Here is a 24,805-nt window from a genome sequence, read left to right on the forward strand (position 1 = left end):
CGCTTGACGGGGCCTTACTGCCGACCCATATGCGCCGCGCTGGCACTCTCCTGGACAGAGTGCCAACAGCTTTCGTATCACTGGAAGAGAGGCACTATCACCATGGCATTCCGTCCGTTGCACGATCGTGTGCTGGTTCGCCGCGTCGAGGCCGAGGAAAAGACCGCCGGCGGCATCATCATCCCCGACAGCGCCAAGGAAAAGCCGGCCGAAGGCGAAGTCGTCGCCGTTGGCGCCGGCTCGAAGGCCGAAGACGGCAAGATCACCCCGCTCGATGTCAAGGCAGGCGACCGCGTCCTGTTCGGCAAGTGGTCGGGCACCGAGGTCAAGCTCGACGGCGAAGACCTGCTGATCATGAAGGAATCGGATATCCTCGGCATCATCGGCTGAGCGACCCCGCTTTTTTCCAAACCCCAATTCACTGAAGGAACATCATCATGGCCGCCAAGGACGTGAAATTCAGCCGTGACGCCCGCGAGCGCATTCTCGCCGGCGTCGATATCCTCGCCAACGCCGTCAAGGTGACGCTGGGCCCCAAGGGCCGCAACGTCGTCATCGACAAGAGCTTCGGCGCGCCCCGTATCACCAAGGACGGCGTCACCGTCGCCAAGGAAATCGAACTCAAGGACAAGTTCGAGAACATGGGCGCCCAGATGCTGCGCGAAGTCGCCAGCAAGACCAACGACCTCGCCGGTGACGGCACCACCACCGCCACCGTCCTGGCCCAGGCCATCGTGCGCGAAGGCATGACCTCGGTCGCCGCGGGCATGAACCCGATGGACCTCAAGCGCGGCATCGACCTCGCCGTTACCAAGGTCATCGAAAACCTCGTCGCCCGTTCGAAGCCGGTCGCCGGGTCCTCGGAAATCGCCCAGGTCGGCATCATCTCGGCCAACGGCGACACCGAAGTCGGCCAGAAGATCGCCGAAGCGATGGAAAAGGTCGGCAAGGAAGGCGTGATCACCGTGGAAGAGGCCAAGGGCCTCGAATTCGAACTCGATGTCGTCGAAGGCATGCAGTTCGACCGCGGTTACCTGTCGCCCTACTTCATCACCAACCCCGACAAGATGACCGTCGAGCTGGATAACCCCTACATCCTGATCCACGAGAAGAAGCTGTCGTCGCTCCAGGCGATGCTGCCGGTGCTCGAGGCCGTGGTGCAGTCGGGCCGCCCGCTGCTGATCATCGCCGAGGACATCGAAGGCGAAGCGCTGGCCACCCTCGTGGTCAACAAGCTGCGTGGCGGCCTCAAGGTCGCGGCGGTCAAGGCTCCGGGCTTCGGCGATCGCCGCAAGGCGATGCTGCAGGACATCGCGATCCTGACCCAGGGTGAAATGATCAGCGAAGACCTCGGCATCAAGCTGGAATCGGTGACGCTGAACATGCTCGGCCAGGCCAAGCGCGTGTCGATCGACAAGGACAACACCACCATCGTCGACGGCAACGGCTCGGCAGACGACATCAAGGCCCGCGTCGAACAGATCCGTGCCCAGATCGAAACCACGACCAGCGATTACGACCGTGAAAAGCTGCAGGAACGCCTGGCGAAGCTCGCCGGCGGTGTTGCCGTGATCAAGGTCGGCGGTGCTTCGGAAGTCGAAGTCAAGGAACGCAAGGACCGCGTCGACGACGCGCTCCACGCGACCCGCGCTGCGGTCGAGGAAGGCATCGTCCCCGGTGGCGGTACCGCGCTGCTCTATGCCACCAAGGCCCTTGAAGGCATGAAGGGCGCCAACGACGACCAGACCAAGGGCATCGACATCGTCCGCAAGGCGATCACGGCCCCGGTCAAGCAGATCGCTGCCAATGCGGGCCATGACGGCGCCGTGGTTGCCGGCAACCTGCTGCGCGAAAACGACGAGACGCAGGGCTTCAACGCCGCGACCGACGTGTACGAAAACCTGGTTGCGGCCGGCGTGATCGACCCGACCAAGGTCGTGCGCACCGCCCTGCAGGACGCGGCTTCGGTCGCCGGCCTGCTGATCACCACCGAAGCGGCGATCAGCGAAAAGCCGGATGACAAGCCGGCCATGCCCCCGATGCCGGGTGGCGGCATGGGCGGGATGGACTTCTAAGTCCGATCGCCTGAGCGACAAGGAAAGCGGGCCGGGGGCGAAAGTCCCCGGCCTTTTTCGTTCCATGCGCCACGTACGGCACTTGACACGCCTTCGTCCGATTCAGGCCAAGCCCGGTCATGCGAAATTTGCACCTGCCGTTGCAAAGATCGGAATTGCAGCGGATGTTTTTGCGCCTATCTGCGCCGCCTTCTGCAACAAGCGTCGGAAAGGCGCGAACCCATGCCAACGAGCACTCCGGCCGCGGATGACGCGGACGCATCCAGTCCCGCCCAGCCGGGCACCCTCCACCAGCACAGCCTTGCAGCCCTGACGATCGGGGCGATCGGCGTCGTCTTCGGCGATATCGGCACCAGCCCGCTCTATGCCTTCCGCGAGGCACTCGGCCAGGCGGCCTCGGACGGCCTGGTCCGCGAAGAGATCCTCGGCGTGATGAGCCTGATGATCTGGGCGCTGATCGTCGTCGTCACGCTCAAGTACGTGGTATTCCTGATGCGCGCCGACAACGACGGCGAAGGCGGCGTGCTGGCGCTGCTGGCGCTTGCCCAGCGCGGCACGGCGCGGCGCGGCGGCGTGGTCCTCGCACTCGGCGCGATCGGTGCGGCGCTGTTCTATGGCGACGCGGTCATCACGCCGTCGCTGTCCGTGCTCTCCGCAGTCGAGGGACTCAAGACCCTGCCTGGCGCGGGCGCGCTGTTCACCGAAACGCGCATCCTGGCGATCAGCCTTGTCATCCTCGTCGCGCTGTTCGCGGTCCAGTCGCGCGGGACGGCAAGCCTGTCGAAGCTGTTCGGCCCGGTCTGCATCGTCTGGTTCCTGGCGCTGGCCGCGCTAGGCCTGGTGCACGTTGCCGATGATCCCGGCGTCTTGGCAGCCTTCGCGCCGTGGCACGCGGTGGGCTTCGTCGCCAACCATGGGGTGCTTGGCCTGTTCGTGCTGGGCGCGGTGTTCCTGACCGTCACCGGTGCCGAGGCGTTGACCGCCGACATGGGCCACTTCGGCCGCGTGCCGATCCGTGCAGCCTGGTTCGCGCTGGTCTTTCCCGCGCTGGTCATCAACTACCTTGGACAGGGGGCCTTTGCGCTGAACACGCTGGAAGCCGCGCGCGCCAGCGGCCAGGCATTCGCCAACCAGGACTGGTTCTTCACCATGATCCCCGACGCGCTGCGCCTGCCCATGGTGCTGCTGGCGACGGCGGCGACTATCATCGCCAGCCAGGCGGTCATCACCGGGGCCTATTCGCTGACCCAGCAGGCCATCCACCTTGGCCTGCTGCCCCGACTGTCGATCCGCCAGACGTCTGCCGGGCACGCCGGTCAGATATACATGCCGGTGATCAACTGGCTGCTGCTGGTCGGCGTCGTCGTCCTGACCCTGGGCTTCCGGTCGAGTTCGGCCATGGCCGCAGCCTATGGCATTGCCGTCACCGGAACAATGGTGGTGACCTGCTGCCTTGCCTATGTCGTGCTGCGCCGCCGCTGGGGCTGGAGCCTGCCCGCCAGCCTTGCCGTGATCGTGCCGTTCCTGGCGATCGATCTCGTTTTCTTCGGCGCCAATATCCTGCGCGTGGTCGAAGGCGGCTGGGTGCCGCTGACCATTGGCGCGGGCATCCTGGTGATCGTCTGGACCTGGGTTCGCGGTCGCAGGATCGTGGCGGACCTCGAAAGTGACGGCGCGGTTCCGCTGCGCGACATGGCCGCGATCCTGGCGCGCCGCCCGCTCGGCACGGTCGAAGGGACCGCCGTGTTCCTGACCGCGCGGCCCGAGTACACGCCGCATGCTCTGCTCCACAACCTGAAGCACAACCGGGTGCTGCACGCCCACAACCTGATCGCCACGGTCAAGGTCCTGCAAAAGCCGTGGTGCGATCCGGGCGAACGACTCAGCGTGACCCGCATCGACGATCGCTTCGCTCTCGCCGAACTGCGTTATGGCTTCATGGAACAGCCCGACGTGCGCGAAGACCTGATCCGCGGCGGGGATCTGGTCCCCGGCGCGGCGAAGGCCAGCTTCTTCATCGGGCGCAATTCGTACTCGCATGTCGCCGAAATCGGCATGCCGCTGTGGCAGGACGTGCTGTTCATCGCCCTGCACCGAAACGCCGCCAACCCGACCGACTATTATGCGATTCCCCCCAACCGGGTGATCGAACTGGGCGCGCAATACGCGATATGACCTTTATGCGAGGAGACCCGTGAACCCTTCGGTTCCTGCATCTCCTCGCAATAACAGTGCGTTTCGTCGCAGGACTCTGTTTCGTTACCGGCCCGTTAGACAAACTGAAAGCATGTTCGGGCTATCGTCATTGTCATGAAGAACGGGTTGATCCTCCGTGCCTTGTCGGCTCTTGCCGTTATCGGCTCGACCATGGCACCCGCTGTCGCGGCCCCGGCGCCCGGCAAGCTCGAATCCAGCTTCGACAAGGCGTTCAGCGTCGAAACCAGGACGCAGAAGCCGGGCGTGGTCAAGGCGCCGGTGTCGATCCTGCCGGTCCAGGCCTGGCAGCAACCTTCGGGCCCGACGACCTATGCCTCCAGCCTTGAGGCGACAGTTGCCGCGCTGGCCAATGCCGGCCAGGGCCGCATTGGCGTCGCCGCGACCGACCTTGGCACCGGCCGCACGGTCAGCGTGCTCGGCAGCCAGCCCTTCCCGATGGCCAGTACCAGCAAGCTCGCGATTGTCGCGACCTTCCTCCAGGGCGTCGACCAGGGCCGTTTTTCGCTGTCCGACCGCTATCCGTTGATGGTTCCGGTTCCCTCGGCCAAGTATTCCAGCACCGTTGCCCCGGTCCGCGCCGGCGCAACGATGACTGCCTGGCAGCTGATCGACCGTACGATCATCAACAGCGACAACCAGGCCACCGACGCGCTGCTGCGCGTAGTCGGCGGACCCGCCGCGGTGAACAAGTGGGTGCGCGAATCGGCTGGCCTGACTGGCTTCAGCCTCAACCGCGACATCGCCACACTGGTCCGCGACGATGGCCAGTACGACCCGGCCCGCGTGGTCGATCAGCGCGACGCCGCGACCCCTTTGACCATGGTCCAGCTGCTCACCGGGCTCCACCAGGGGCGCTGGCTCAGCCAGTCGAGCACCGGGGTGATCCTTTCGGCGATGGAACGCTGCGTCACCGGCAAGCGCCGCCTCAAGGCGCTGCTCCCCGGCGAGGCGCGCGTGCTCCACAAGACCGGCACCCTCAGCAACACGTCGAGCGACGTCGGTATCATCAAGACGCCCGATGGCCGGGACATCGCCGTGGCAATCTACGTGACGGGGCAGGGCGGCAAGTCCTTCCGCGACAGCCGCATCGCCAGCATCGCCCGCGCGATCTACGACGGCTATCTCAGCGAAGCCTCGAATTTCCGCCGCACCGCCGCGCGCTGAACCGCCAGCATCGGACATGAAGAAGGGGCGGCCCGCCGGATAGCGGGCCGCCCCTTTTGATTGCGGGACTACTTGCGGCTCGCGGCTATCTTTGCCGCCACGCCCTCGGGCCAGGTAACCTGGGTCTGGGTCTGCGGGTTGAAGCCGTTGCCGGGATAGATCGCGGCCTCGGCGGCGGCGATCTCTTCCGCGCTCAGGAATGCACTGGGCTCCAGCTTGAACACGTCGATCCCGCGGCCGATCTCGGTCGCATAGATGCGTCCCTTGTACCAGTAGGCCGACCAGTAGCCGCCGAGGATAAGCTGGTCCTTGTCGATCGGGCCGCGATCGAAATAGGCAATTTCCCTGGGCTTGGTCGCGTCGGTGAAGTCGATCACGCTGATCCCGCCCTGATACCAGGCCTGGACGAAGATATCGCGCCCCGGCACCGGGACGATCGAGCCGTTGTGCGCGACGCAGTTTTCCTTGTCGGTCTGCGGCGCGGGCAGCTTGAAGTGGCCGCGATAGACCAGCTTGCCGTTCTCGATCCCGTAGAAGGCATCGGCGCCCCAGGCCTGTGGGTCGCCTGCCTGGCAGCGCGGGCGCATCCCGCCGCCCCATTCGTCGGTGAACAGCACCTTGGTGCCGTCGTTGTTGAAGGTGGCCGAATGCCAGTAGGCGAAGGACTTGTCCGACACGTCGTCGATCCGCTTGGGCTTCAACGGGTCCGCTATATCCATCAGGATGCCGTTGCCCGAACAGGCGCCCGCGGCCAGCTTCTTCGCCGGGAAGACGGTGATGTCGTGGCACTGGTCGGTCACTTCGGTGTTCTGCGTCCCCTCGCCGTGGTCGCCGCCGCGCCACAGTCCGGCGATCTTGCCTTCGGCGGCGAAGACGCGCGGGCGGTCGACGATGCGGGCCGCCGCCGGGTTGGCCACCGGCACCTCGATCACGTCGATGCTGAACAGGGCGGTGTCATCGCCGCCTTCGGCAACGCAGCCGGCCAGTTCCGCGCTGTCGCGGACATGGCCCGTGCCCGAGGCGTAGAGCACGATGCGCTGGGAGTTTGCATCGACCACCGAATGGGTGTGGCTGCCGCGGCAGGTCTGGACCTGGCCGACCTGGCGCGGGTTGGCCAGATCGGCAATGTCGAACAGGCGGATGCCGCGGAAACGGTCGGCGCTGACCCGCCCGGTCACGCCCTGAAGGCCGCAATCCTTGCGCCCGCGCGGTTCCTCGACGCTCATCACCAGAAGGTTGCCGACGATCGACACGTCACCCTGGCCGCCGGGGCAGACCACCGAGCTGACCAAGGAGGGCACGCCGTCCGTGCCGAGGCGATAGGTGTTGAAGCCGTGATAGCTGCCGGCGACCATCACATCGCCGGAAAAGGCGATGTCGGTGTTCATGAAGCCGAGCAGGGCCCATCGCTCGGCAAACTCGGGCTTGGGCGGTTCGACATCGGCTTTCTTGGCCGGGACCTTCTTCGGCGCTGGCTTCTTCGCTTCGTCGTCCTTCTTGGCCTTCAGCGGAAACAGCGCGCCCGGGTTCTTGGGGTCGAAGAAACCGTCGGGCTTGGCCAAGCTGGCGATCTTGCGCATATTGAGCGCTGCCTCGCCGGCGTCGCGGAAACCGGGCTTCAGTGTAGCACGCGGATCGCCCGACAAGCCGGCCAGGATCTTGTTCATCCGGTCGATCTCGGCCTTCTGGTCGGTCGTCACATCGGTGGTGAACTGGAACATCGCCGGGTCGTAGGCGCTGCCCTGCGACTTCAAGAGGTCCTGCACCATGTCGAGCGCGCCGCGGTGGTGGGCGATCATCAGTTGCAGGAACAGGCGGTCGAAGGCCGTGCCGCTGGCATTGGCCAGCGCTGCCATCTGTTCCGGTGTCGCCATGCCCTTCATCGGGGCCATGGCGGGCATCGCCGCCATGTCGTGACCGGCATGGGCGGCGTGGTTCATCGCCGGCATGGCCAGCGGCTCCGATCGGTCGGCAAGCCACTTTCGCATGAACTTCATCTCGTCGGCCTGGCTTGCATCGATGCGGCCGGCCGCGGAAACGACGTCGGGATTGTTGGTCCGCGTCTTGACCAGCGCCGCCATGTCGACCGCCTGCTGGTGGTGCACGATCATGTGCTGCATGAAGGCGACGTCGGCGGGCGAATAGCTGGCGTTGGCGAGCCTGATTGCGTCGGCCGGCGTGATCGTGCGGCCGGGCTGGCCGGGTGCGCCGGGCAGCACGATCGGCGCGGTCTGCGCCAGGGCCGAGGTAGCTGTGGTGGCTAGAAGGCCTGCAAGGGCAAGCCGCATCATCGTCCTCATCCGGACACTCCCTGTTTTACCGTTGACGGGTGGCTAACACGGGAGCGCCGGATTGAAAAAGGCCTAAGTCGTTCAGGCGAAAAGCGCCTTGCGCGGCCCGAGGTAGCCGAACAGGTAGGCGCCGACCTTGCGCATCTGTATCTCTTCCGCACCTTCGGTGATGCGGTAGCGGCGGTGGTGGCGATAGATGTGTTCGAACGGCTTGTGCCGCGAATAGCCGATGCCGCCGTGGACCTGCATAGCCCGGTCGGCCGCTTCGCAGACCAGCCGGTTGGCGTAGTAGTTGCACATCGAGATCTTGTCGGACAGTTGGTGCTCCAGCTCCTTGTGCGGGATCTGGTCCATTTGCCAGGCGGTCTGGTAGATGAAGGCGCGCAGCATTTCGCACTGGGTCGCCAGTTCGACCAGCGGGAACTGGATCCCCTGGTTGCGCGCCAGTTCGGCCCCGAACGGCTTGCGGTGCCGGGCGTACTTGACCGATTCCTCGACGCAGTAGGTCGCCGCGCCGAGCGAGCTGGCGGCCTGGCGGATGCGGTTCTGGTGGACGAAGCTCTGCGCAATCGACAGCCCGCCATCGACCGGACCGAGCACAGCGCTTTCCGGGACCCAGCAATTCTCGAAATGCATCCGCGGGTGATCGGTCGGCATGTTGAAGGTCCACATGTATTCGTCGACGACCATGCCGGGAGTGTCGATCGGGACCAGCAGGCAGGTGATGCCCTTGGCATCGCCGTCCTTGCCGCTGGTGCGGCAGAACGCGGCGCAGTGGGTGGCGACGTGCATCCCGGTGATCCACATCTTGCGGCCGTCGATGCGCCAGCCGGCCACCCCGTCGCGCGTTTCGCGCACGGCGCGGGTTTCCATGTGGGTAGCGTCCGAACCGTGGTCGGGTTCGGTCAATCCGAAGGCGACGCGGCGCTGGCGGTTGAACCCGCCGAGGATGAACTCCTCCTGCTGTTCGGCGGTGCCGAAATGTTCGAACATCGCAACGAAGGGAAAATTCCCGACGATCGAGTGCTCGTTCTGAAGATCGTTGTGCAGGCCAAGGCCCTTCGCCGCGAAGCGGTCGCGGATGACCGCCATGGCAAGGTTCGATCCGTCCTTGCCGCCATATTTCTTGGGTGCCGAAAAGCGCCAGTGCCCGGCCTTGTCGGCGCGGATCGAGGCTTCGCGCAGCAGCATTTCCCAGTCGTGTCGGGGCAGGCCGTCGTTCTCGAAATCGGTGCGGGCGTACTCGCGGCGATGGTCGAAGAAGCGGTTGTTGTCGTCGGCCATCTGCAGCGGCGTGATCTCGGCATCGATGAACCGGTCGAGTTCGGCAAGATAGTCGATGAGGTCCTGGGGCAGCGCAAAGTTCATCGTTCAGTTTCCTTCCCAGCGGGCCCGCGCTTCAGCCAGCGCGGGATATTTCGGTACGTCGGCGGATAATTTGTCGAGCGCCATGCGGCGCAGCCGGGCCAGCAGGCCGGGCGTCGCCAGGTCGGCCGTGCCGGCCATCAATTGCGTGGCCAGCGCCGGATCGGTGGCGCTGGGGCGCTGCGCGATCTCGCGCGCGACGATGCCCAGCGCGTTGCGCGCAACGGCCAGGTTGAACTTGTCGCGCCCGCTGACCAGCGCCTTCATGTCGCTGTTGAGCCATTCCGACACCGCTTCCAGCATTTCGCTGCCGTTGGGTTCGCCGGTCCCGGGGACCACCGGGAGCAGGGCTGCGGGCAGGGGGCGGCGGCGCTCCACCTCGGGCGCAAGGTCTTCGAGCAGGAGCACGAGGTCAAGCTCCTGCTCGCTGGTACGCCGCGCGACGACCACGCGTTCGATCGACCGGTCGTGGCCGTCGCGCCAGAAGCCGCCCATCTGCAGGCAACCAAGCGCCCACCAGAACGTGCGATAGACAGTCCAGAAGCGGAAGCGATCGCGGTCGATCGCCTGTCCGCCGGCGGCTTCGTAGGCACTGAACAGCTCGTCCAGCGTGGCAAGTCCGTAGGCGGGACGGTCCGGCCGCGAAAAGCGCCACACGGTCATGCAGCCGAAGGCGAGGTCCTCGTGCGGGTCGCCAAGATGGGCCAGTTCCCAGTCGATCACGCCCGCCAGCCGGCCGCGATCAGCGCCCTCCACCTCGACCAGCAGGTTGCCGAGCCGGAAATCGCCGTGGCACAGCCTCGGTGCGACGGGCGCGGGCAGGTTGTCCTCCAGCCAGCGTAGCGCAAGCGCCAGGATCGGACGGTCGCCGCCATAGTCCAGAAAGCGGCTCTTCAATTCGCCAAGCGCCGCCGCGGTATCCATCACCGGTACCGGCAGGCCGTCGACCGGAAGAGTGTGGATCGCCGCCAGTTCGCGCGCGATGTCGCCGATCAGCGGGGCCGGCTGTGACGCGGCGAGGATGGTGTTGGGTTCGGGCGTGCCGGGCATGGCGCGCATCACGTAGCCGCTGCCGATGCCGTCTTCGGGGGCCAGTTCGGCAACCACTTCGGGCGCCAGCACCCCGCCGGCCCGCGCGGCGCGGATCAGCCGGGCTTCGGCCGCGTGGTCCATAGGGCGACCGGCCATAAGGTCGGCCGAGGGCGCGCGGCGCAGTATCAGGAGTTCACTTCCGGCGCGGAATCGCCAGCTCTCCATATTGGCCCCGCCCGACAGCCGTTCCAGCCCCGATGGTGCGCCCAATCCGACGCGGCCTAACGTGCGGGTCAATCCGGCAGCCAGAGTGTCGGCTGGGGTAGGGGGCATTTGCGGGGCTCCTCTCCGCCCCGGTTCGGGGTCTCGCCCGGCCAGTTTAAGTGAGCGGTTAAACCAGTCAAGCGCCTTGACCGATGAACGGCAGCGCGAACCAAGCCGCGGCAAGGCAAATTCCAAGCCAGACGATTGCCACTGCCAGCGCTCCGCCGCGGCTGACCGGCCTTTGCGCCATCCGCGCCGCTCGCGCGCGCAGATCGGCAAACAGGGCGGGGGGAATCAGGCGGATCGCCAGCCAGATGCCCAGCGGCACGATCAGCAGGTCGTCGACCAGGCCGAGGACAGGAATGAAATCGGGGATGAGGTCGATCGGGCTGAAGGCATAGGCGGCCACCACCAGGGCCAGTGCCTTGGCCGGCACGGGCACGCGAGGATCGCGCGCCGCCAGCCACAGCGCCAGGGCGTCGGCCTTCAGCCGCCGGGCCCAATCTGAGAGGGTCGATCGCCAGGTCACAGCCGCAGCCTAGCGCACAAAGAAAAGGGCGCGAAGGTTTCCCCTCGCGCCCCGATCTTTTGCCAGACGGCGAAGATTACATCTTCTTCGCGGCTTCTTCGGCAGCAGCAGCAGCATCGGCAGCAGCGTTCGAAGCGGCAGCAGCCGAATCGACGGCGGCGTCAGCGGCGCCCGAAGCGGCGACGGCGGTGTCGGCAGCGGCAGCAGCGGCGTCGGTGGCAGCGTCCGAAGCTTCGGCAGCGGCGTCGGTGGCGGCTTCCGAAGCGGCAGCAGCGGCGTCTTCAGCCTTTTCGCCCGAGCAGGCCGACAGGGCGAAGGCGGCGCCGGCGACGGCGGCGAGAACGATCTTGCGCATGAATAGTAATCCTTAGAACAGCGAGTGGACCACGCGCGGACGCCTCTTTCACAGGCCTGCTTTTTGCAGATTGCCTTGCGGCGAGTGCGACCGAACGGAAAGCCTACCTTATCGGTAGACTTCGCGCGGACAAATACTGGCGAACCGCGACCGATGCAAGCACAAGTCGCTGCGCCATCATGTCGATGCACAGTTTTCGGGATGCTGTCATCGGTAAGGGGAAATTGTGGCGACGGTATGACGCGGCTTTGGGACGGGCCGATTTCGGGGCGCGCAGATGGCTCAGCAAAATCGGGCTGTGACGGTTTACCGGGGCGGGGCCAAGCTGCTAGGCCGCGTATCATGGAGCCCAAGCAGCATCTCTACCTGGTCGACGGGTCGGCCTACATCTTCCGCGCCTATCACCGCCTGCCACCACTGACCAATCCCGCCGGAACTCCGGTCGGCGCGGTCTATGGCTATACCACGATGCTGTGGAAGCTCGCCGACGATCTCAACAAGGCGGACGGTCCGACGCACCTTGCCGTCATCCTCGATGCCTCCAGCGTGTCGTTCCGCAATGAGATTTACGACCAGTACAAGGCCAATCGGCCGCCGCCGCCCGAAGACCTGGTGCCGCAGTTTCCGCTGATCCGCGACGCGACCCGCGCCTTCAGTCTGCCCTGCATCGAGGAGCAGGGGCTCGAGGCCGACGATCTCATCGCCTCCTATGCCCGCGCCGCGACCGAGCGCGGCTGGGACGTGACGATCGTGAGTTCCGACAAGGACCTGATGCAGCTGGTGGGCAAGTGTTCGAAGGGCGGTGCGGGCTGCATCGACATGCTCGACACGATGAAGAACCAGCGCATCGATGTGGCCGAGGTGGAGGAAAAGTTCGGGGTTGCGCCCGAGCTCGTCGGCGACGTCCTGGCCCTGATGGGCGATGCGGTCGACAACGTTCCCGGCATCCGCGGGATCGGACCCAAGACCGCGACCAAGCTCATCCAGGAGCATGGCACGCTCGAAGGCGCGCTGGCGGCGGCTCCGTCGATGAAGCCGTCGAAGATGCGCGACAGCCTGATCGAGTTTGCCGACATGGCTCGCCTGTCGCGCGTGCTGGTCCAGCTCAAGGAAGACTGCCCGCTGCCCATGCCGCTCGACGACATGAAGCTCGACGCGATTCCGCCCGAGCCCTTGACCCACTTCCTGTCCGAACACGGCTTCACCAGCTTGCTGAAGCGGCTGGGCGACGGACGCGGCAGCCCGGACCGGCCGACCCAGCTCAACCCGGCCAAGCCGGTGACGGCAGGCGCCAAGGCCGCCCCGGCCGGCGGCCGCGCGCCCTTGCCCGAGCTGCCCGCAATCGATCGCTCGGCTTACGTCTGCGTGCAGGACGAAGCGGCGCTTGCGGCGTGGATCGACCGCGCCTTTGCCGCGCGGATGGTGGCGATCGACACCGAAACCAGCGCTCTCGACGCGATGCGCGCGGACCTTGCCGGGGTCAGCCTGGCGCTGGGGCCGAACGATGCCTGCTACATCCCGCTGGGCCACGGCGGCAGCGACATGTTTTCCGATCGCCCGGTTCAGGTCGACAAGGCGCGCGCGCTGGCGCTGCTGAGGCCGCTCCTCGAAAGCGACGCCGTGCTCAAGATCGGGCAGAACATCAAGTACGACATCAATGTCCTTGCGCGCCACGGCGTCAATGTGGCGCCAATCGACGACACCATGATCATCAGCTTCGACATGGATGCCGGGCGCAGCGAGGACGGGATCGGCGGCGGCCACGGCATGGACGAACTGGCGATGCGCCACCTGGCGCACACCACTCTCACCTTCAAGGACATCTGCGGCACCGGCAAGAAGGCGATCCCCTTCGGCGAGGTGCCGCTCGACCGCGCGACCCAGTATGCGGCCGAGGATGCCGACGTCACCTGGCGTCTGCACCGCGTCCTCAAACCGCGGCTTGCGGACGAGGGCGCAACCCGGGTCTACGAACGGGTCGATCGCCCCCTGATCCCCGTCGTCGCGCAGATGGAGCGCCACGGCATCATGGTCGATCGCGAGCGACTCGCCGGGCTCTCCTCCACCTTCGCCGACCAGATCGGCGCGCTCGAGGCCGAGATCCATGCGCTCGCCGGCTCGCCCTTCACCATCGGCAGCCCCAAGCAATTGGGCGACGTCCTGTTCGACAAGCTCGGTTACAAGGGCGGCAAGAAGGGCAAGACCGGGCAGTATTCGACCGACCAGTCGGTGCTCGAAGGGCTGGCCGCCGAAGGCGCGCCGATCGCCAACAAGGTCCTCGAATACCGCCAGCTCTCGAAGCTTCGCTCGACCTATACCGAGGCGCTGCAGGCGGCGATCAACCCTGCGACCGGCCGCGTCCACACCAGTTACAGCCTGGTCGGCGCACAAACGGGGCGCCTCTCCTCGACCGATCCCAACCTGCAGAACATCCCGATCCGCACCGAGATCGGCCGCCAGATCCGCGACTGCTTCGTAGCGGCGCCCGGCAACGTGCTGCTCGCCGCCGACTACAGCCAGATCGAGCTGCGGCTGGCCGCGCACATGGCCGACGTCCCCGCGCTGAAGGACGCCTTTGCGCAGGGCGAGGACATCCATGCCCGCACCGCGCAGGAAATGTTCGGGGAGGTCAACCGCGACACCCGCGGCCGCGCCAAGACGATCAATTTCGCGATTCTTTACGGCATCAGCCGCTGGGGTCTGGGCGGACGTCTGGGCGTTCCGGCGGACGAGGCCCAGGCCATGATCGACCGCTACTTCGAACGCTTCCCCGGGATCCAGCGCTACATCCACGAAACGCTCGATCAGGTGCGCGAGCAAGGCTATTCGGAAACCCTGTTCGGCCGCAAGACCTGGTTCCCGCGGATCAAGTCGGGCCAGCAGGCCGAACGCCAGGGCAGCGAGCGCGCCGCGATCAACGCGCCGATCCAAGGCACCGCGGCCGATATCATCAAGCGCGCCATGGCCCGGATGATGCCGGCGCTCGACGCCGCCGGGCTCGGCCATGTGCGGATGCTGCTGCAGGTTCACGACGAACTGGTCTTCGAACTGCCAGAGGGCGACGTTGCCGCCGCCAGCGATGTCATCCGCGCCGTGATGGAAGGCGCCGCCGCCCCCGCCGTCGCGATGACCGTGCCGCTGGGGGTCGAAATCGGCTTCGGGCAGAGCTGGGGTGCCGCGCATTGAGTTCTGCGCTTCTCACCCGACTACCCGGCGGTTCCCTGTCGGCCGAAACGGTCGTCGGCTGGTCGGCGCAGCTGACCAAGGCGGCAATTGTCGGCGGCATCGCGGTGGCGGTCGCCATGGCCCTGCACCTCGTGCTTTTTGCAGGGCTGAACCGCGCCGCGCGGCTTTCGGCATCGCAGGGCGACGATCTGGTCATCAAGGAAATCGCCACTCCGATCCGCTGGGCGATGATCGCCATCGGCCTGGCCCTGGCCGCCGAAAATGACGCGCTGATCGCCCGGATCTGGGGCGAGCTGGCGCGCTTCATCCAGCCTGCCCTGTTCGGCTGGGTCGTGCTTGCCCTGGTCAGGGGTTTCGCCGCCGCGATGGAGGCCAGGACCGAGGCCGATCCCGACGAACTGGCCGCCCGCAGCCGCCGCACGCGCATTGCGATCCTGTCGCGCACGGCGGCCTTCCTGATCGTCTTCGTGACCGTGGCGCTGGTGCTGTTCGGAATTCCGGCGGTGCGCAATGTCGGCACCACGCTGCTGGCTTCGGCTGGCGTCGCCACCCTGGCGATAGGCGCCGCCGCGCAGCCGGCGCTGAAGTCGCTGATCGCAGGGACGCAGATCGCGCTGACCGAACCGATCCGGATCGGCGATTTCGTGGTCGTCGAGGGGGAAAGCGGCCGGGTCGAAGACATCCGTCTCAGCTACGTGGTCATCCGCACCAACGACGAGCGGCGCCTGATCGTGCCGACCGCGAAGTTCCTCGACGCCAGCTTCCAGAACTGGACTCGCGCCGGCGGCGGGATCACCGGATCGGTGGTGATGCCGGTCAAGCCCGGATTTCCCATCGCGCCCTTGCGCGAGGCTTACGAAGGACTGCTTGCTGCCAACGCCGATTGGGACAAGCGCACCGGTGCCTTGCAGGTCAGCGAAGCTCAGGTCGGCTCGATCGAACTGAAGCTGGTGATGAGCGCGGCTGGGCCGACCGCGCTCGGCCGCCTCCGCCCGGCCATGCGCGAAGCCATGCTCGAATGGCTGCGCGAGAACATGCCCGACGCGCTCTGCGACGAGGTGTGACCCGCTCCCCGATCGGGGAACGGGTCAGCCGTGCTTCTTGTCGCGGGTCGATTCGACCATGCCCGGGGCCAGGAACCCGATCTGCTGGGCGGTGACCTCGGCCGCGCGCTTCTTCAGTTCGCCCTTCATCTTGAGGTAATCGGCTTCCATCTCGACCGAGACGGTTGCGCGCGATGCCTTCAGCGCTTCGGCGAAGTCCTCGGCGGTGACGGATTTGGCTAACGGGCTGCGACGAATGGCGTTCATGCCGGCGCGGCGCACCACATCCTCCAGATCGGCGCCGGTGAAGCGTTCGGCCTTGGCGGCGATTTCGGTCAGATCGACTTCCTTGGCCAGCGGCATCTTGCCGGTGTGGATCTTGAGGATTTGTTCGCGCCCCTTGGCATCGGGCGTTCCGACATAGATCAACTCGTCAAGGCGACCCGGCCGCAGCAGTGCCGGATCGACCAGGCCGGGGCGGTTGGTCGCACCGATCAGGACCACGCTCGACAGTTCCTCCATGCCGTCCATTTCGGCCAGGATGGTATTGACCACCCGCGCGGTCACCTGCGGTTCGTTGCCGCTCGACCCGCGTGCCGGGACGAGGCTGTCGATCTCGTCGATGAAGATCACGCACGGCGCGACCTGGCGGGCGCGCTGGAACAGTCGGGCGATCTGCTGTTCGCTTTCGCCGTACCACTTGCTGAGCAGGTCCGACGACTTGATCGCGATGAAGTTCGCCTCGCTTTCCTTGGCAACCGCCTTGGCCAGCAGGGTCTTGCCGGTGCCGGGAGGACCATAGAGCAGGAAGCCCTTGGCCGGGCGGATGCCGAGACGGCGGAACGCTTCGGGATTCCTGAGCGGAAGTTCCACCCCTTCCTTCAGCAGGTCCTGCGCCTCGTCCGCGCCGCCGATGTCGGCCCAGCCCACGTTGGGGACCTGGACCATGACCTCACGCATTGCCGAAGGCTGAACGCGCTTCAGCGCGCTGAGGAAATCGTCGCGGGTGACGTTGAGCTTCTCCAGCACCTCGACCGGGATGGTCTGCGCCTCGAGGTCGAGTTCGGGCATGATGCGGCGCACCGCGTCCATCGCGGCCTCGCGCGCCAGTGCACCAAGGTCTGCGCCAACGAAGCCGTGGGTCGTGCGGGCTAGCTCGTCGAGGTCGACCCCTTCGGCCAGCGGCATGCCGCGGGTGTGGATGCCGAGTATCTCTCGCCGGCCCTTCTGGTCGGGCACCCCGACCACGATCTCGCGGTCGAATCGGCCCGGGCGGCGCAGTGCCTCGTCGATGGCGTCGGGGCGGTTGGTTGCGGCGATGACGACGATGTTGGACCGCGAATGCAACCCGTCCATCAGCGTGAGAAGCTGCGCGACAAGGCGCTTCTCTGCCTCGCCCGGCGTACCCGAGCGCTTGGGCGCGATCGAATCGATCTCGTCGATGAAGACGATCGAGGGACTGGCCTTTTCCGCTTCCTCGAAAACCTCGCGCAGGCGCCGCTCGCTCTCGCCATAGGCGCTGCCCATGATCTCGGGGCCGTTGATTGTGAAGAAGCTGGCTTCGCTTTCGTTGGCGACGGCGCGGGCCAGGCGCGTCTTGCCGGTTCCCGGCGGGCCATGCAGCAGAACGCCCTTGGGCGGATCGACGCCAAGGCGCGTGAACAGTTCGGGATAGCGCAGCGGCAATTCGACCATCTCGCGCAGCTGGCGGATGGTGTCGCCCATGCCGCCGACGTCGTCATAGTTGACGTCGCCGCGGCTGCCGCGGGCTTCCTCGAATTCCTCGCGCAGTTCGACTTCGGTGTTCTCGTCGATGTGGACAATGCCCTTGGGCACGGTTGAAACGACAGTGAGACGAATCTGGGTCAGGGCAAAGGCCGGCGCGTTGAACATGCGCTGGACCTGCGGCGGCATGTCGCGGATCTGGGTCTGGCCGGTCGTCGCGACGAGATCGCCGGCGACCAGCGGCCGCAGGAAGAAGTTGCGCTTGAGCGCCTGACCGGGCCCCTGAAGCCGCATCTCGCGCTGGGCAGGGGCGAAGATAACGCGCTGGGCCGGCCGCGATTCGGCCTTCTCGACATGGACATGATCGCCCGAGCCGACCTCGGCATTGGCGCGTTGCAGGCCGTCGAGGCGAATAACGTCGAGGCCTTCGTCCTCGGCATAGGCGAGCACGACGCGAGCCGCCGTGCTGCGCTTGCCGACGATCTGGACCACGTCGCCTTCGGTCACGCCCAGTGCGGCCAGCGCCTTCTTGGGCATGCGGGCAATGCCTTGCCCGCTTTCTTCCTGGCGGGCGGCGGCAACCTGCAGCTTTACTGCCTTGTCCAGAACGGCGGCGTCTTCACCCTCGGCCATGCGGTAAGTATCCTGTTCCTTGCGGGAGGGTGCGCCTCCCCCGATAGGGTCAAGCTAGGAACGGCAACGGCCCATTTCAAACCGCCTCTGCCCCGAAACCCTGTTTCCGGCATAAACGCCGGTCGCGCAAAGTCGTTGCATGGCGGGCGGCCGCAACGAAGCAAAAAAAGACCCGGACGAAACCGCCCGGGTCATCGAAGTTTTTGGGAGAGGATGCCTGAAAGGCAGGCTCTAGTTGGGATAGGGGTCGATTTTGTGCAAGTGCGAAAAGATCACCTCTTGTTGCGTTTTACGCAACTAGACTGATTTTTCAGCACGATTGGCGCCCAGGGCCGGGTGTAGAGCAACTGTGATCGTTATCACCGACCGAAGGTTTCAAACTCTCCGCTTCCTGTTGTGCAATGCAGCGTAGTTTCTTCGAGAGCGGTTTAGTGGGCGATCAGCAGGGGCAAAGCCGGAGCGTCGCGCAGGAAATACCGGGTCACGCCGCCAAACAGGAATTCGGTCAGCCTGGCGTGGCCGAACGCCCCCAGTACGAACAGTTGCGCGCCCAGCCGCTTGACTTCGCCAGCCAGGGTCTGCTCGACCGAGGCGCCGCGCGCGACTTCGACGAGGTCGGCCTTGATGCCGTGCCGCGCCAGATAGCGAAGCGCCTCGGTCGCCGGGAAAGCGTCCGGCCCGTCGCTCGTCACGGTGATGACGCTGACGGACGGGCAGCCGCGCAGCAGGGGCACCGCGCCGCGCAGGGCCGCCGCCGCCGGATCGCCGCCATCCCAGGCGATCGCTGCCGCTTGCAGCGGCAGGGCCAGCCGCACCGATTCGGGCATGATCAGCACCGGCACCCGTGTTTCCAGCGCAAGATTGCCGCACAGTGCGGCGTCGCGGGGCATAACCACCAGATCCGACAGGCGAGCCGCATCGGCCAGAGCCGCCAATGGTTCGGCCTCGTATTGGGCGACATCGAACGGCACGTCGTCGCTGAGCAGCCGTCCTTCGAAGGCAGCGGCCAGTTCGTCGTCGGCGGAAAGCGCCGCATCGAGCGCCTCGCGCGCAACGTAACTGCCGCCATAGGGATCGACCGACACGTATTTGTGGATCGGCGTGTCGATCAGAAGCGTCAGGTGGCCGTCGGTGAAGCGTGCAATCGCCATGGCGGTGTCGAGGCGAGCTGACATTCCGGCATCGCGGCCGGCCTGAACCAGGATGGAACGCATGATCATTCTCCTTTGCCCTGACCTTAGACCTGCACCCGGCAGCGTCCATGATCGAGATCAAAGAGTCGCGCGGGGGCGCTTGCCCCGATGCACGGCTTCGTCCACGGAACGGGAAAGACACAGACAGAGGATGCAGCATCCCCATGACCGAGCGCCGTTTCGATGCCGTGATTTTCGACTTCGGCGGGGTGATTACCGCATCGCCGTTCGAGGCGTTCAACCGGCTCGAGGAACAGCGCGGCCTGCCCCGCGATTTCGTCCGCAGGGTCAACGCGACCAATCCCGACAGCAACGCCTGGGCGCAGTTCGAACGCGCGGCGATCGAGCCGGCGCAGTTCGATGAGCTGTTCGCCGCCGAAGCCGCCGCGCTGGGCCACGCGCTGGACGGGGCATCGGTGCTGGCCGTGCTGTCGGGATCGATTCGCCCGGCCATGGTCACCGCGCTCGACCAGCTCAGGGACGCAGGGTATCGCCTGGCCTGCATCACCAACAACGTCCCGGCCGGCCATGGTGCGGGCATGGCGCGTTCGAGCGACCGGACAGATGCCTACGAGCAGGTCTTCGCCCGGTTCGAGCACGTTATCGAAAGTTCCAAGGCCGGCGTGCGCAAGCCCGATCCGCGGATATACCTGATGATGTGCGAGGCGCTTGGGTTGGAACCGGGGGCCTGCGTCTACCTCGACGACCTGGGGATCAACTGCAAGCCGGCGGCGCAGCTCGGCATGCACGCGATCAAGGTGACCAGCGGTGAACAGGCGCTGGCCGACCTGTCGCGGGCGGTGGGGCTCGACCTCGGCTGATCAGCCGAGCTGCAGGTCGCCTGCGCGGCGGAACAGCTCGAGAATGACGGGGTCTTGCTCTCCGGCGCGGATCGCCGCCTCGAAGGGTATCTTCTGCACCGGCGGGGCGTGGACCTCGACCAGCAGGCCCTGCGCCACCGCGTCCGACACCATGGCTTCGGGAAACAGGGCAACGCCTGCGCCGGCCGCGACGATGCCGATCATCGCCCGGATGTTGTTGCAGATGTTGATCGACCGGCACGGTAGCCCATCCTCGACCGCGCGCAGCAGGGCCGTGTGGATAGGCGAATGGCTGCCGATCGACCACAAGGCGGGGGGCGTCGCAAAAGGATCGCCTTGCGCAAGCTCCGGCGCCGCCAGCCAGCGCAGGCCGACGGCGCCGATCGGGACGGTGCGGACGCCCGGACTGGCGACGGGACCGGCGAGGAACACCATGTCGCGCGCGCCCGCCAGGACTTGCTGGAGCATGCGCGCAGTCAGATCCAGTTCGATCTCCAGCGTGACCCCTGGCAGGTCACGCGAGACCGCACCGACGAATTGGGGCAGGCAGCTCGCCGCAACGATCTCGCCCACCCCGATCCGCACCACGCCGGTCGCTCCGGCGAAATCGCCGGCCTGCATCAGCGCGCGCTCGAACCCGGCCAGCAGCGGCTCGCAATCCTGGACAAGCTGGCGTCCGCGAGCGGTCAGCGACACGCCGCGTCCGTCGCGCCGGAACAGGGTCACGCCCAATTGCGACTCGATCTCGCGCACGCGCGCCGAAATGGCCGGCTGGGTCGTCCCCAGACGATCCGCCGCCGCGCGGAACGTACCCAGGCGGGCGATCCACAGCAGCGTTTCCAGATGATAGATCGCCAGCTTTCTCATCACCAGATCTTATCGAAACAGCAAAGAAACAATCATTAGTCTGCATCAGTGCAACACGCTAGGAGGCGGGCGAAGCTTTTGTGGAGACTTGCGAATGGCGCAGAAAATCTACCCCGATGCGGCAACGGCTCTCGACGGCCTGCTCAAGGACGGCCTGCTGATCGCCTGCGGCGGCTTCGGCTTGTGCGGTATTCCCGAACGGCTGCTCGACGCGGTGCGCGACAGCGGGGTCAAGGACCTGACTTTCGCCAGCAACAACGCCGGGATCGACAACGAAGGCATCGGCAAGCTGCTGCGCACCCGTCAGGTCAAGAAGATGATCGCGTCCTATGTGGGCGAGAACAAGGAGTTCGAACGCCAGTACCTGTCGGGCGAGCTGGAGGTCGAATTCTCGCCGCAAGGCACACTGGCCGAACGGATGCGCGCCGCCGGTGCCGGCATTCCCGGCTTCTACACCAAGACCGGCGTCGGCACGCTGGTGGCCGAAGGCAAGGAAACCAAGGTGTTCAACGGCGAGGAGTATGTCCTCGAGCAGGGCATCTTCGCCGATCTTGCCCTGGTCAAGGCGTGGAAGGCGGACGAAACCGGCAACGTCGTGTTCCGCAAGACTGCGCGCAATTTCAACCAGCCGGCGGCCACCTGCGGGCGGGTTTGCGTGGTCGAGGTCGAGGAAATCGTGCCGACCGGCAGCCTCGATCCCGATTGTATCCATCTGCCCGGAGTTTACGTCCAGCGCCTGATCGTCGGCGCGCCCTACGACAAGAAGATCGAATTCCGCACCGTGAGGGAGGCCGCCTGATGACCACGCACGACAACATCGCCAAGGGTTGGAGCCGCGACCAGATGGCCGCCCGCGCCGCGCAGGAACTGCAGGACGGTTACTACGTCAACCTTGGCATCGGCATCCCGACGCTTGTCGCCAACCACGTGCCCGAAGGCATGACGGTCACGCTGCAATCGGAAAACGGAATGCTGGGCATCGGGCCGTTCCCGACCGAGGACCAGGTCGATCCGGACCTGATCAACGCCGGCAAGCAGACGATCAGCGAACTGCCGCACTCCGCCTATTTCGACAGCGCGCAGAGCTTCGCCATGATCCGCGGCGGCAAGATCGATCTCACCGTGCTGGGGGCGATGGAAGTGGCCGAAAACGGCGACATCGCCAACTGGATGATCCCGGGCAAGATGATCAAGGGCATGGGCGGGGCGATGGACCTCGTCGCCGGGGTCAAGAAGATCATTGTCGTGATGGAACACTGTGCCAAGGACGGCAGTCCCAAGTTCATTCCGGCCTGCACCCTGCCACTGACCGGGCGGAACGTGGTCGACATGGTGATCACCGATCTGGCCGTGTTCAAGCGCAACGATCACCAAAGCCCGTTCCATCTGATCGAAACCGCGCCCGGCGTGACCGCAGAAGACGTTGCGGTGCGCACCACGGCGCATTACCTCGCTTAATCGTTCGCTTAAATCGGACTTGCAGGCGGCCGCCGGCGGCGCGATGATCGCTCCCCACAAGGGAGAGAATCATGGACAACGCCGTTTGCCGCCTCACCGGGTGCGAGTTTCCGCTGTTCGCCTTCAGCCACTGCCGTGACGTGGTGGTCGCGGTCAGCAAGGCGGGCGGGTTCGGGGTGCTGGGGGCGACGGCCTTCACTCCCGCACGGCTAGAGGAAGAGCTGACCTGGATCGACGAGCACATCGATGGCGCGCCATACGGCGTCGACGTGCTGGTGCCCGAGGTGGTCGACCCCCGCGTGGCCGAATTTGCGGACAACCGCCAGCGCGCCGAGGCGATTTCGCCGCAGCACCGCGCCTTCACCGCCAACCTGCTCGGCGAATACGGCGTTGCCGTGCGACCCGAGGACGTGGTGCGCAGCGAAGGGACCAGCGGCATCACGCCCGAGAACGGCTATGCCCAGATGGAAGTCGCTTTCCGCCACCCGATCCGCCTCATCGCCAACGCGCTTGGCATCGCCCCGGCCGCCATGATCGCCGAGGGCAAGAGGCGCGGCATTCCGGTTGCCGCGCTGGTCGGCGCCAAGGAACACGCGCTGCGCCAGGCGGCGGCGGGCGTCGACATCATCGTTGCGCAAGGGGGCGAGGCGGGCGGTCACTGCGGCGAGGTGTCGACCCTGGTGCTGATCCCCGAAGTCGTCCGTGCGCTCAAGGAAACCGGGCAGGACATCCCGGTGCTCGCCGCCGGCGGGATCATGACCGGGGCGCAGATGGCGGCGATGATGGTCGCTGGCGCGCAGGGTGCTTGGACCGGATCGGTCTGGCTGGCGACGACCGAATCCGAAACCAGCGAGGCCTTCCGCGAAAAGATGGTTCAAGCGCGCAGCCGCGATACCGTGCGCAGCCGAAGCCGTACCGGCAAGCCTGCCCGGCAATTGAAGACCGCCTGGCACGAAGCCTGGGACGGCGAGGGCAGCCCCGGCGCCCTGCCCATGCCATTGATGGGGATGGTCAGCGAGCCGGCGTTCCAACGCATTGAAAACGCTGTTATCAACGGCAACGAGCAGGCCCGCGACCTGGTATCCTATTTCGTCGGCCAGGGCGTCGGGCTGGTCGACCAGGTGCGCAGCGCCAGGGGCGTGGTTCAGGATTTCCGTCAGGAGTTCGCCGAATCGGTCCTGGGGCTGACCGCCATGCTGGAGTGACGGCGATGATCGGTGCCGGATTTTGTGACCGCTATCTCGACGTCCTGGCATCGGTCTACATCTACAACGAGCACCGCGGGTACACCTCGCTCGACCGGGTGATCGAGGCGGTGCGGCTGCGCTGTCCTGACGATCTGGCGTTCCAGCGCGAGATCGAGAAGCACCGCGCCGACGAATACGCGCACTACGTGATGTTCCGCCGCTGGTTCGAACGGCGCGGTATGATGCCGCTGGCCGTCGATCGCGGCGTGGGCCACATAGACCGGTTCATTCAGTGGGTGTTCCGCTGCTCAATCGAGGAACTCGACACCGGAGAAATCGTCGCCACGCCGGACGAGTTCGAGCGGCTCTGCCGTGTCATCATGCTGACAGAACAGCGCGGAATGCAGCAGGTCCAAATCCTGCTGCGCAGCCGGGTCGTCCGGTCCGATCCGGTTATGCGCCGGATCTTCGAGATCGTTCACCGCGATGAGCCCGACCATTTCCTGCCATATCAGCGCTGGCTTGAACGGCAGGGCCGCGCAACGGCGCGCTGGAACGAACGCGCCGCCGACTGGTGCATTCACAAGGTGCTGATGCTGTGGAAGCTGCCGGCGCTGTTTCTCGATGCCGGGCGAAAGCGCATGACGCGTTGGCCCGACGAGGATGGTGCCCTGGCCGCGCATTGACCCGCCTGTGCCCGGCGCTAGTCTCCTGTGCCATGGCCTATACCCTCATCACCGCGAACCGGAATTACTCAAGCTGGTCGCTGCGCCCCTGGCTGCTGATGAAGGCCCTGGACATCGCTTTCGAGGATCGGCTCGAGCCTTTCACCAAGCCCGACAATTACGAGGATTTCCGCCGCTTCAGCCCGACCGGGCAGGTCCCGTTGCTGATCGATGGCGAACGGCGGATCGCCGATTCGCTGGGCATCGCGCTTTACCTCGCCGATCGCCACCCGGGCATCTGGCCCTCGGGCGAGGATGCCCGCGTCTTTGCCCAGGGTGCCGTGACCGAGATGCACGGCGGCTTCGGCCACCTGCGCAACGACTGCACGATGAACGTCGGCGTGCGCGTCACGCCAAAGCCGATGAGCCAGGGGCTGCAGCGCAATGTGACCCGCGTGCGCGAACTGCTTGAAACCGGACTGTCACGGTTCGGTGGACCGTGGCTGGCGGGCGCGGATTTTTCCGCGGTCGACGCCTTTTATGCGCCGGTCGCCTTCCGGATCCGCACCTATGGCCTCGACGTCGGACAAGGGCAGGCCTGGGTCGATCGCGTTCTCGATCACCCGGCCATGCGCCAGTGGGAGGTCGAGGCCCTCGCCGAGACCTGGCGCGAGGTCAGCCATGAGGAGGAGCTGGCGGCGGCCGGCATCATCACCGCCGACTACCGCCAATAGG

At 66.1% G+C, this 24,805-nt stretch carries 20 protein-coding genes; 12 read left to right on the top strand and 8 right to left on the bottom strand.

What is annotated here, in order from left to right:
- Nucleotides 1-102 precede the first annotated feature (102 nt).
- The 4 genes from groES (at nt 103) to B0I00_RS07370 (ending at nt 5,456) form a co-directional block, all read left to right on the top strand.
- Nucleotides 103-390 carry a co-chaperone GroES gene (gene groES / locus B0I00_RS07355; RefSeq protein WP_100866744.1) on the top strand — a complete coding sequence of 96 codons (288 nt, stop codon included), beginning with the start codon at nt 103-105 and terminating at the stop codon, nt 388-390.
- 47 nt (nt 391-437) lie between these two features.
- Complete coding sequence (groL, locus tag B0I00_RS07360) at nt 438-2,075, top strand: chaperonin GroEL (RefSeq protein ID WP_100866745.1); 1,638 nt, start codon at nt 438-440, stop codon at nt 2,073-2,075.
- Between the two features lie 222 nt (nt 2,076-2,297).
- Complete coding sequence (locus B0I00_RS07365; protein ID WP_100866746.1) at nt 2,298-4,250, top strand: potassium transporter Kup; 1,953 nt, start codon at nt 2,298-2,300, stop codon at nt 4,248-4,250.
- 135 nt (nt 4,251-4,385) lie between these two features.
- The gene (locus B0I00_RS07370) at nt 4,386-5,456 is read left to right on the top strand and encodes a serine hydrolase (protein WP_100866747.1); all 1,071 of its coding nucleotides are present in this window, start codon (nt 4,386-4,388) and stop codon (nt 5,454-5,456) included.
- A 68-nt stretch (nt 5,457-5,524) separates the two neighbouring features.
- On the opposite strand, the gene B0I00_RS07375 is transcribed toward B0I00_RS07370, so the two are convergent.
- From B0I00_RS07375 to B0I00_RS07395, 5 genes are all read right to left on the bottom strand, one after another.
- Nucleotides 5,525-7,756, bottom strand: coding sequence for a DUF305 domain-containing protein (locus tag B0I00_RS07375; RefSeq protein WP_100866748.1), 2,232 nt, complete (start codon nt 7,754-7,756; stop codon nt 5,525-5,527).
- Nucleotides 7,757-7,828: 72 nt separating this feature from the next.
- Entirely contained in the window at nt 7,829-9,115 is a 1,287-nt protein-coding gene (locus B0I00_RS07380; protein WP_100866749.1) for an acyl-CoA dehydrogenase family protein, read from the bottom strand.
- Nucleotides 9,116-9,118: 3 nt separating this feature from the next.
- Entirely contained in the window at nt 9,119-10,477 is a 1,359-nt protein-coding gene (locus tag B0I00_RS07385) for a phosphotransferase family protein (RefSeq protein ID WP_100866750.1), read from the bottom strand.
- A gap of 67 nt (nt 10,478-10,544) precedes the next feature.
- The gene (locus tag B0I00_RS07390) at nt 10,545-10,937 is read right to left on the bottom strand and encodes a YkvA family protein (RefSeq protein WP_100866751.1); all 393 of its coding nucleotides are present in this window, start codon (nt 10,935-10,937) and stop codon (nt 10,545-10,547) included.
- 76 nt (nt 10,938-11,013) lie between these two features.
- Nucleotides 11,014-11,292: a hypothetical protein gene (locus B0I00_RS07395; protein WP_100866752.1), complete on the bottom strand. Its 279-nt coding sequence runs from the start codon at nt 11,290-11,292 to the stop codon at nt 11,014-11,016.
- A gap of 342 nt (nt 11,293-11,634) precedes the next feature.
- Between B0I00_RS07395 and polA the strand changes: the two genes are divergently transcribed.
- Both polA and B0I00_RS07405 read left to right on the top strand, forming a co-directional pair.
- Entirely contained in the window at nt 11,635-14,478 is a 2,844-nt protein-coding gene (gene polA, locus B0I00_RS07400; protein WP_100866753.1) for a DNA polymerase I, read from the top strand.
- Nucleotides 14,475-15,542 carry a mechanosensitive ion channel family protein gene (locus B0I00_RS07405; protein ID WP_100866754.1) on the top strand — a complete coding sequence of 356 codons (1,068 nt, stop codon included), beginning with the start codon at nt 14,475-14,477 and terminating at the stop codon, nt 15,540-15,542. Before polA ends, B0I00_RS07405 begins: the two co-directional genes overlap by 4 nt.
- A 24-nt stretch (nt 15,543-15,566) precedes the next feature.
- Here the strand turns inward: B0I00_RS07405 and B0I00_RS07410 are convergent, their stop codons facing one another.
- Nucleotides 15,567-17,879, bottom strand: a complete 2,313-nt coding sequence (locus B0I00_RS07410) for a CDC48 family AAA ATPase (RefSeq protein WP_100866755.1) — start codon at nt 17,877-17,879, stop codon at nt 15,567-15,569.
- Nucleotides 17,880-18,307: 428 nt separating this feature from the next.
- Nucleotides 18,308-19,093 carry a universal stress protein gene (locus B0I00_RS07415; protein WP_100867144.1) on the bottom strand — a complete coding sequence of 262 codons (786 nt, stop codon included), beginning with the start codon at nt 19,091-19,093 and terminating at the stop codon, nt 18,308-18,310.
- A 143-nt stretch (nt 19,094-19,236) separates the two neighbouring features.
- Here B0I00_RS07415 and B0I00_RS07420 point away from each other — a divergent pair, with 143 nt between their 5' ends.
- A complete protein-coding gene (locus tag B0I00_RS07420) occupies nt 19,237-19,893 on the top strand; it encodes an HAD-IA family hydrolase (protein ID WP_100866756.1) in 657 nt (218 codons plus the stop codon).
- Here the strand turns inward: B0I00_RS07420 and B0I00_RS07425 are convergent, their stop codons facing one another.
- On the bottom strand, nt 19,894-20,760 hold the full coding sequence (locus B0I00_RS07425) for a LysR family transcriptional regulator (RefSeq protein WP_100866757.1): 867 nt from the start codon (nt 20,758-20,760) through the stop codon (nt 19,894-19,896).
- Between the two features lie 94 nt (nt 20,761-20,854).
- Here B0I00_RS07425 and B0I00_RS07430 point away from each other — a divergent pair, with 94 nt between their 5' ends.
- From B0I00_RS07430 to B0I00_RS07450, 5 genes are all read left to right on the top strand, one after another.
- A complete protein-coding gene (locus tag B0I00_RS07430; RefSeq protein ID WP_100866758.1) occupies nt 20,855-21,559 on the top strand; it encodes a CoA transferase subunit A in 705 nt (234 codons plus the stop codon).
- A complete protein-coding gene (locus B0I00_RS07435; protein ID WP_100866759.1) occupies nt 21,559-22,218 on the top strand; it encodes a CoA transferase subunit B in 660 nt (219 codons plus the stop codon). The genes B0I00_RS07430 and B0I00_RS07435 overlap by 1 nt, the downstream gene beginning before the upstream one ends.
- 71 nt (nt 22,219-22,289) lie before the next feature.
- Nucleotides 22,290-23,423, top strand: coding sequence for an NAD(P)H-dependent flavin oxidoreductase (locus B0I00_RS07440; protein ID WP_100866760.1), 1,134 nt, complete (start codon nt 22,290-22,292; stop codon nt 23,421-23,423).
- 5 nt (nt 23,424-23,428) lie between these two features.
- Nucleotides 23,429-24,091, top strand: a complete 663-nt coding sequence (locus B0I00_RS07445) for a hypothetical protein (protein WP_100867145.1) — start codon at nt 23,429-23,431, stop codon at nt 24,089-24,091.
- A gap of 32 nt (nt 24,092-24,123) precedes the next feature.
- On the top strand, nt 24,124-24,804 hold the full coding sequence (locus B0I00_RS07450; protein ID WP_100866761.1) for a glutathione S-transferase family protein: 681 nt from the start codon (nt 24,124-24,126) through the stop codon (nt 24,802-24,804).
- Nucleotide 24,805 lies beyond the last annotated feature (1 nt).

The sequence above is a fragment of the Novosphingobium kunmingense genome, from assembly GCF_002813245.1.
GTDB classification, from domain to species: Bacteria; Pseudomonadota; Alphaproteobacteria; order Sphingomonadales; family Sphingomonadaceae; genus Novosphingobium; species Novosphingobium kunmingense.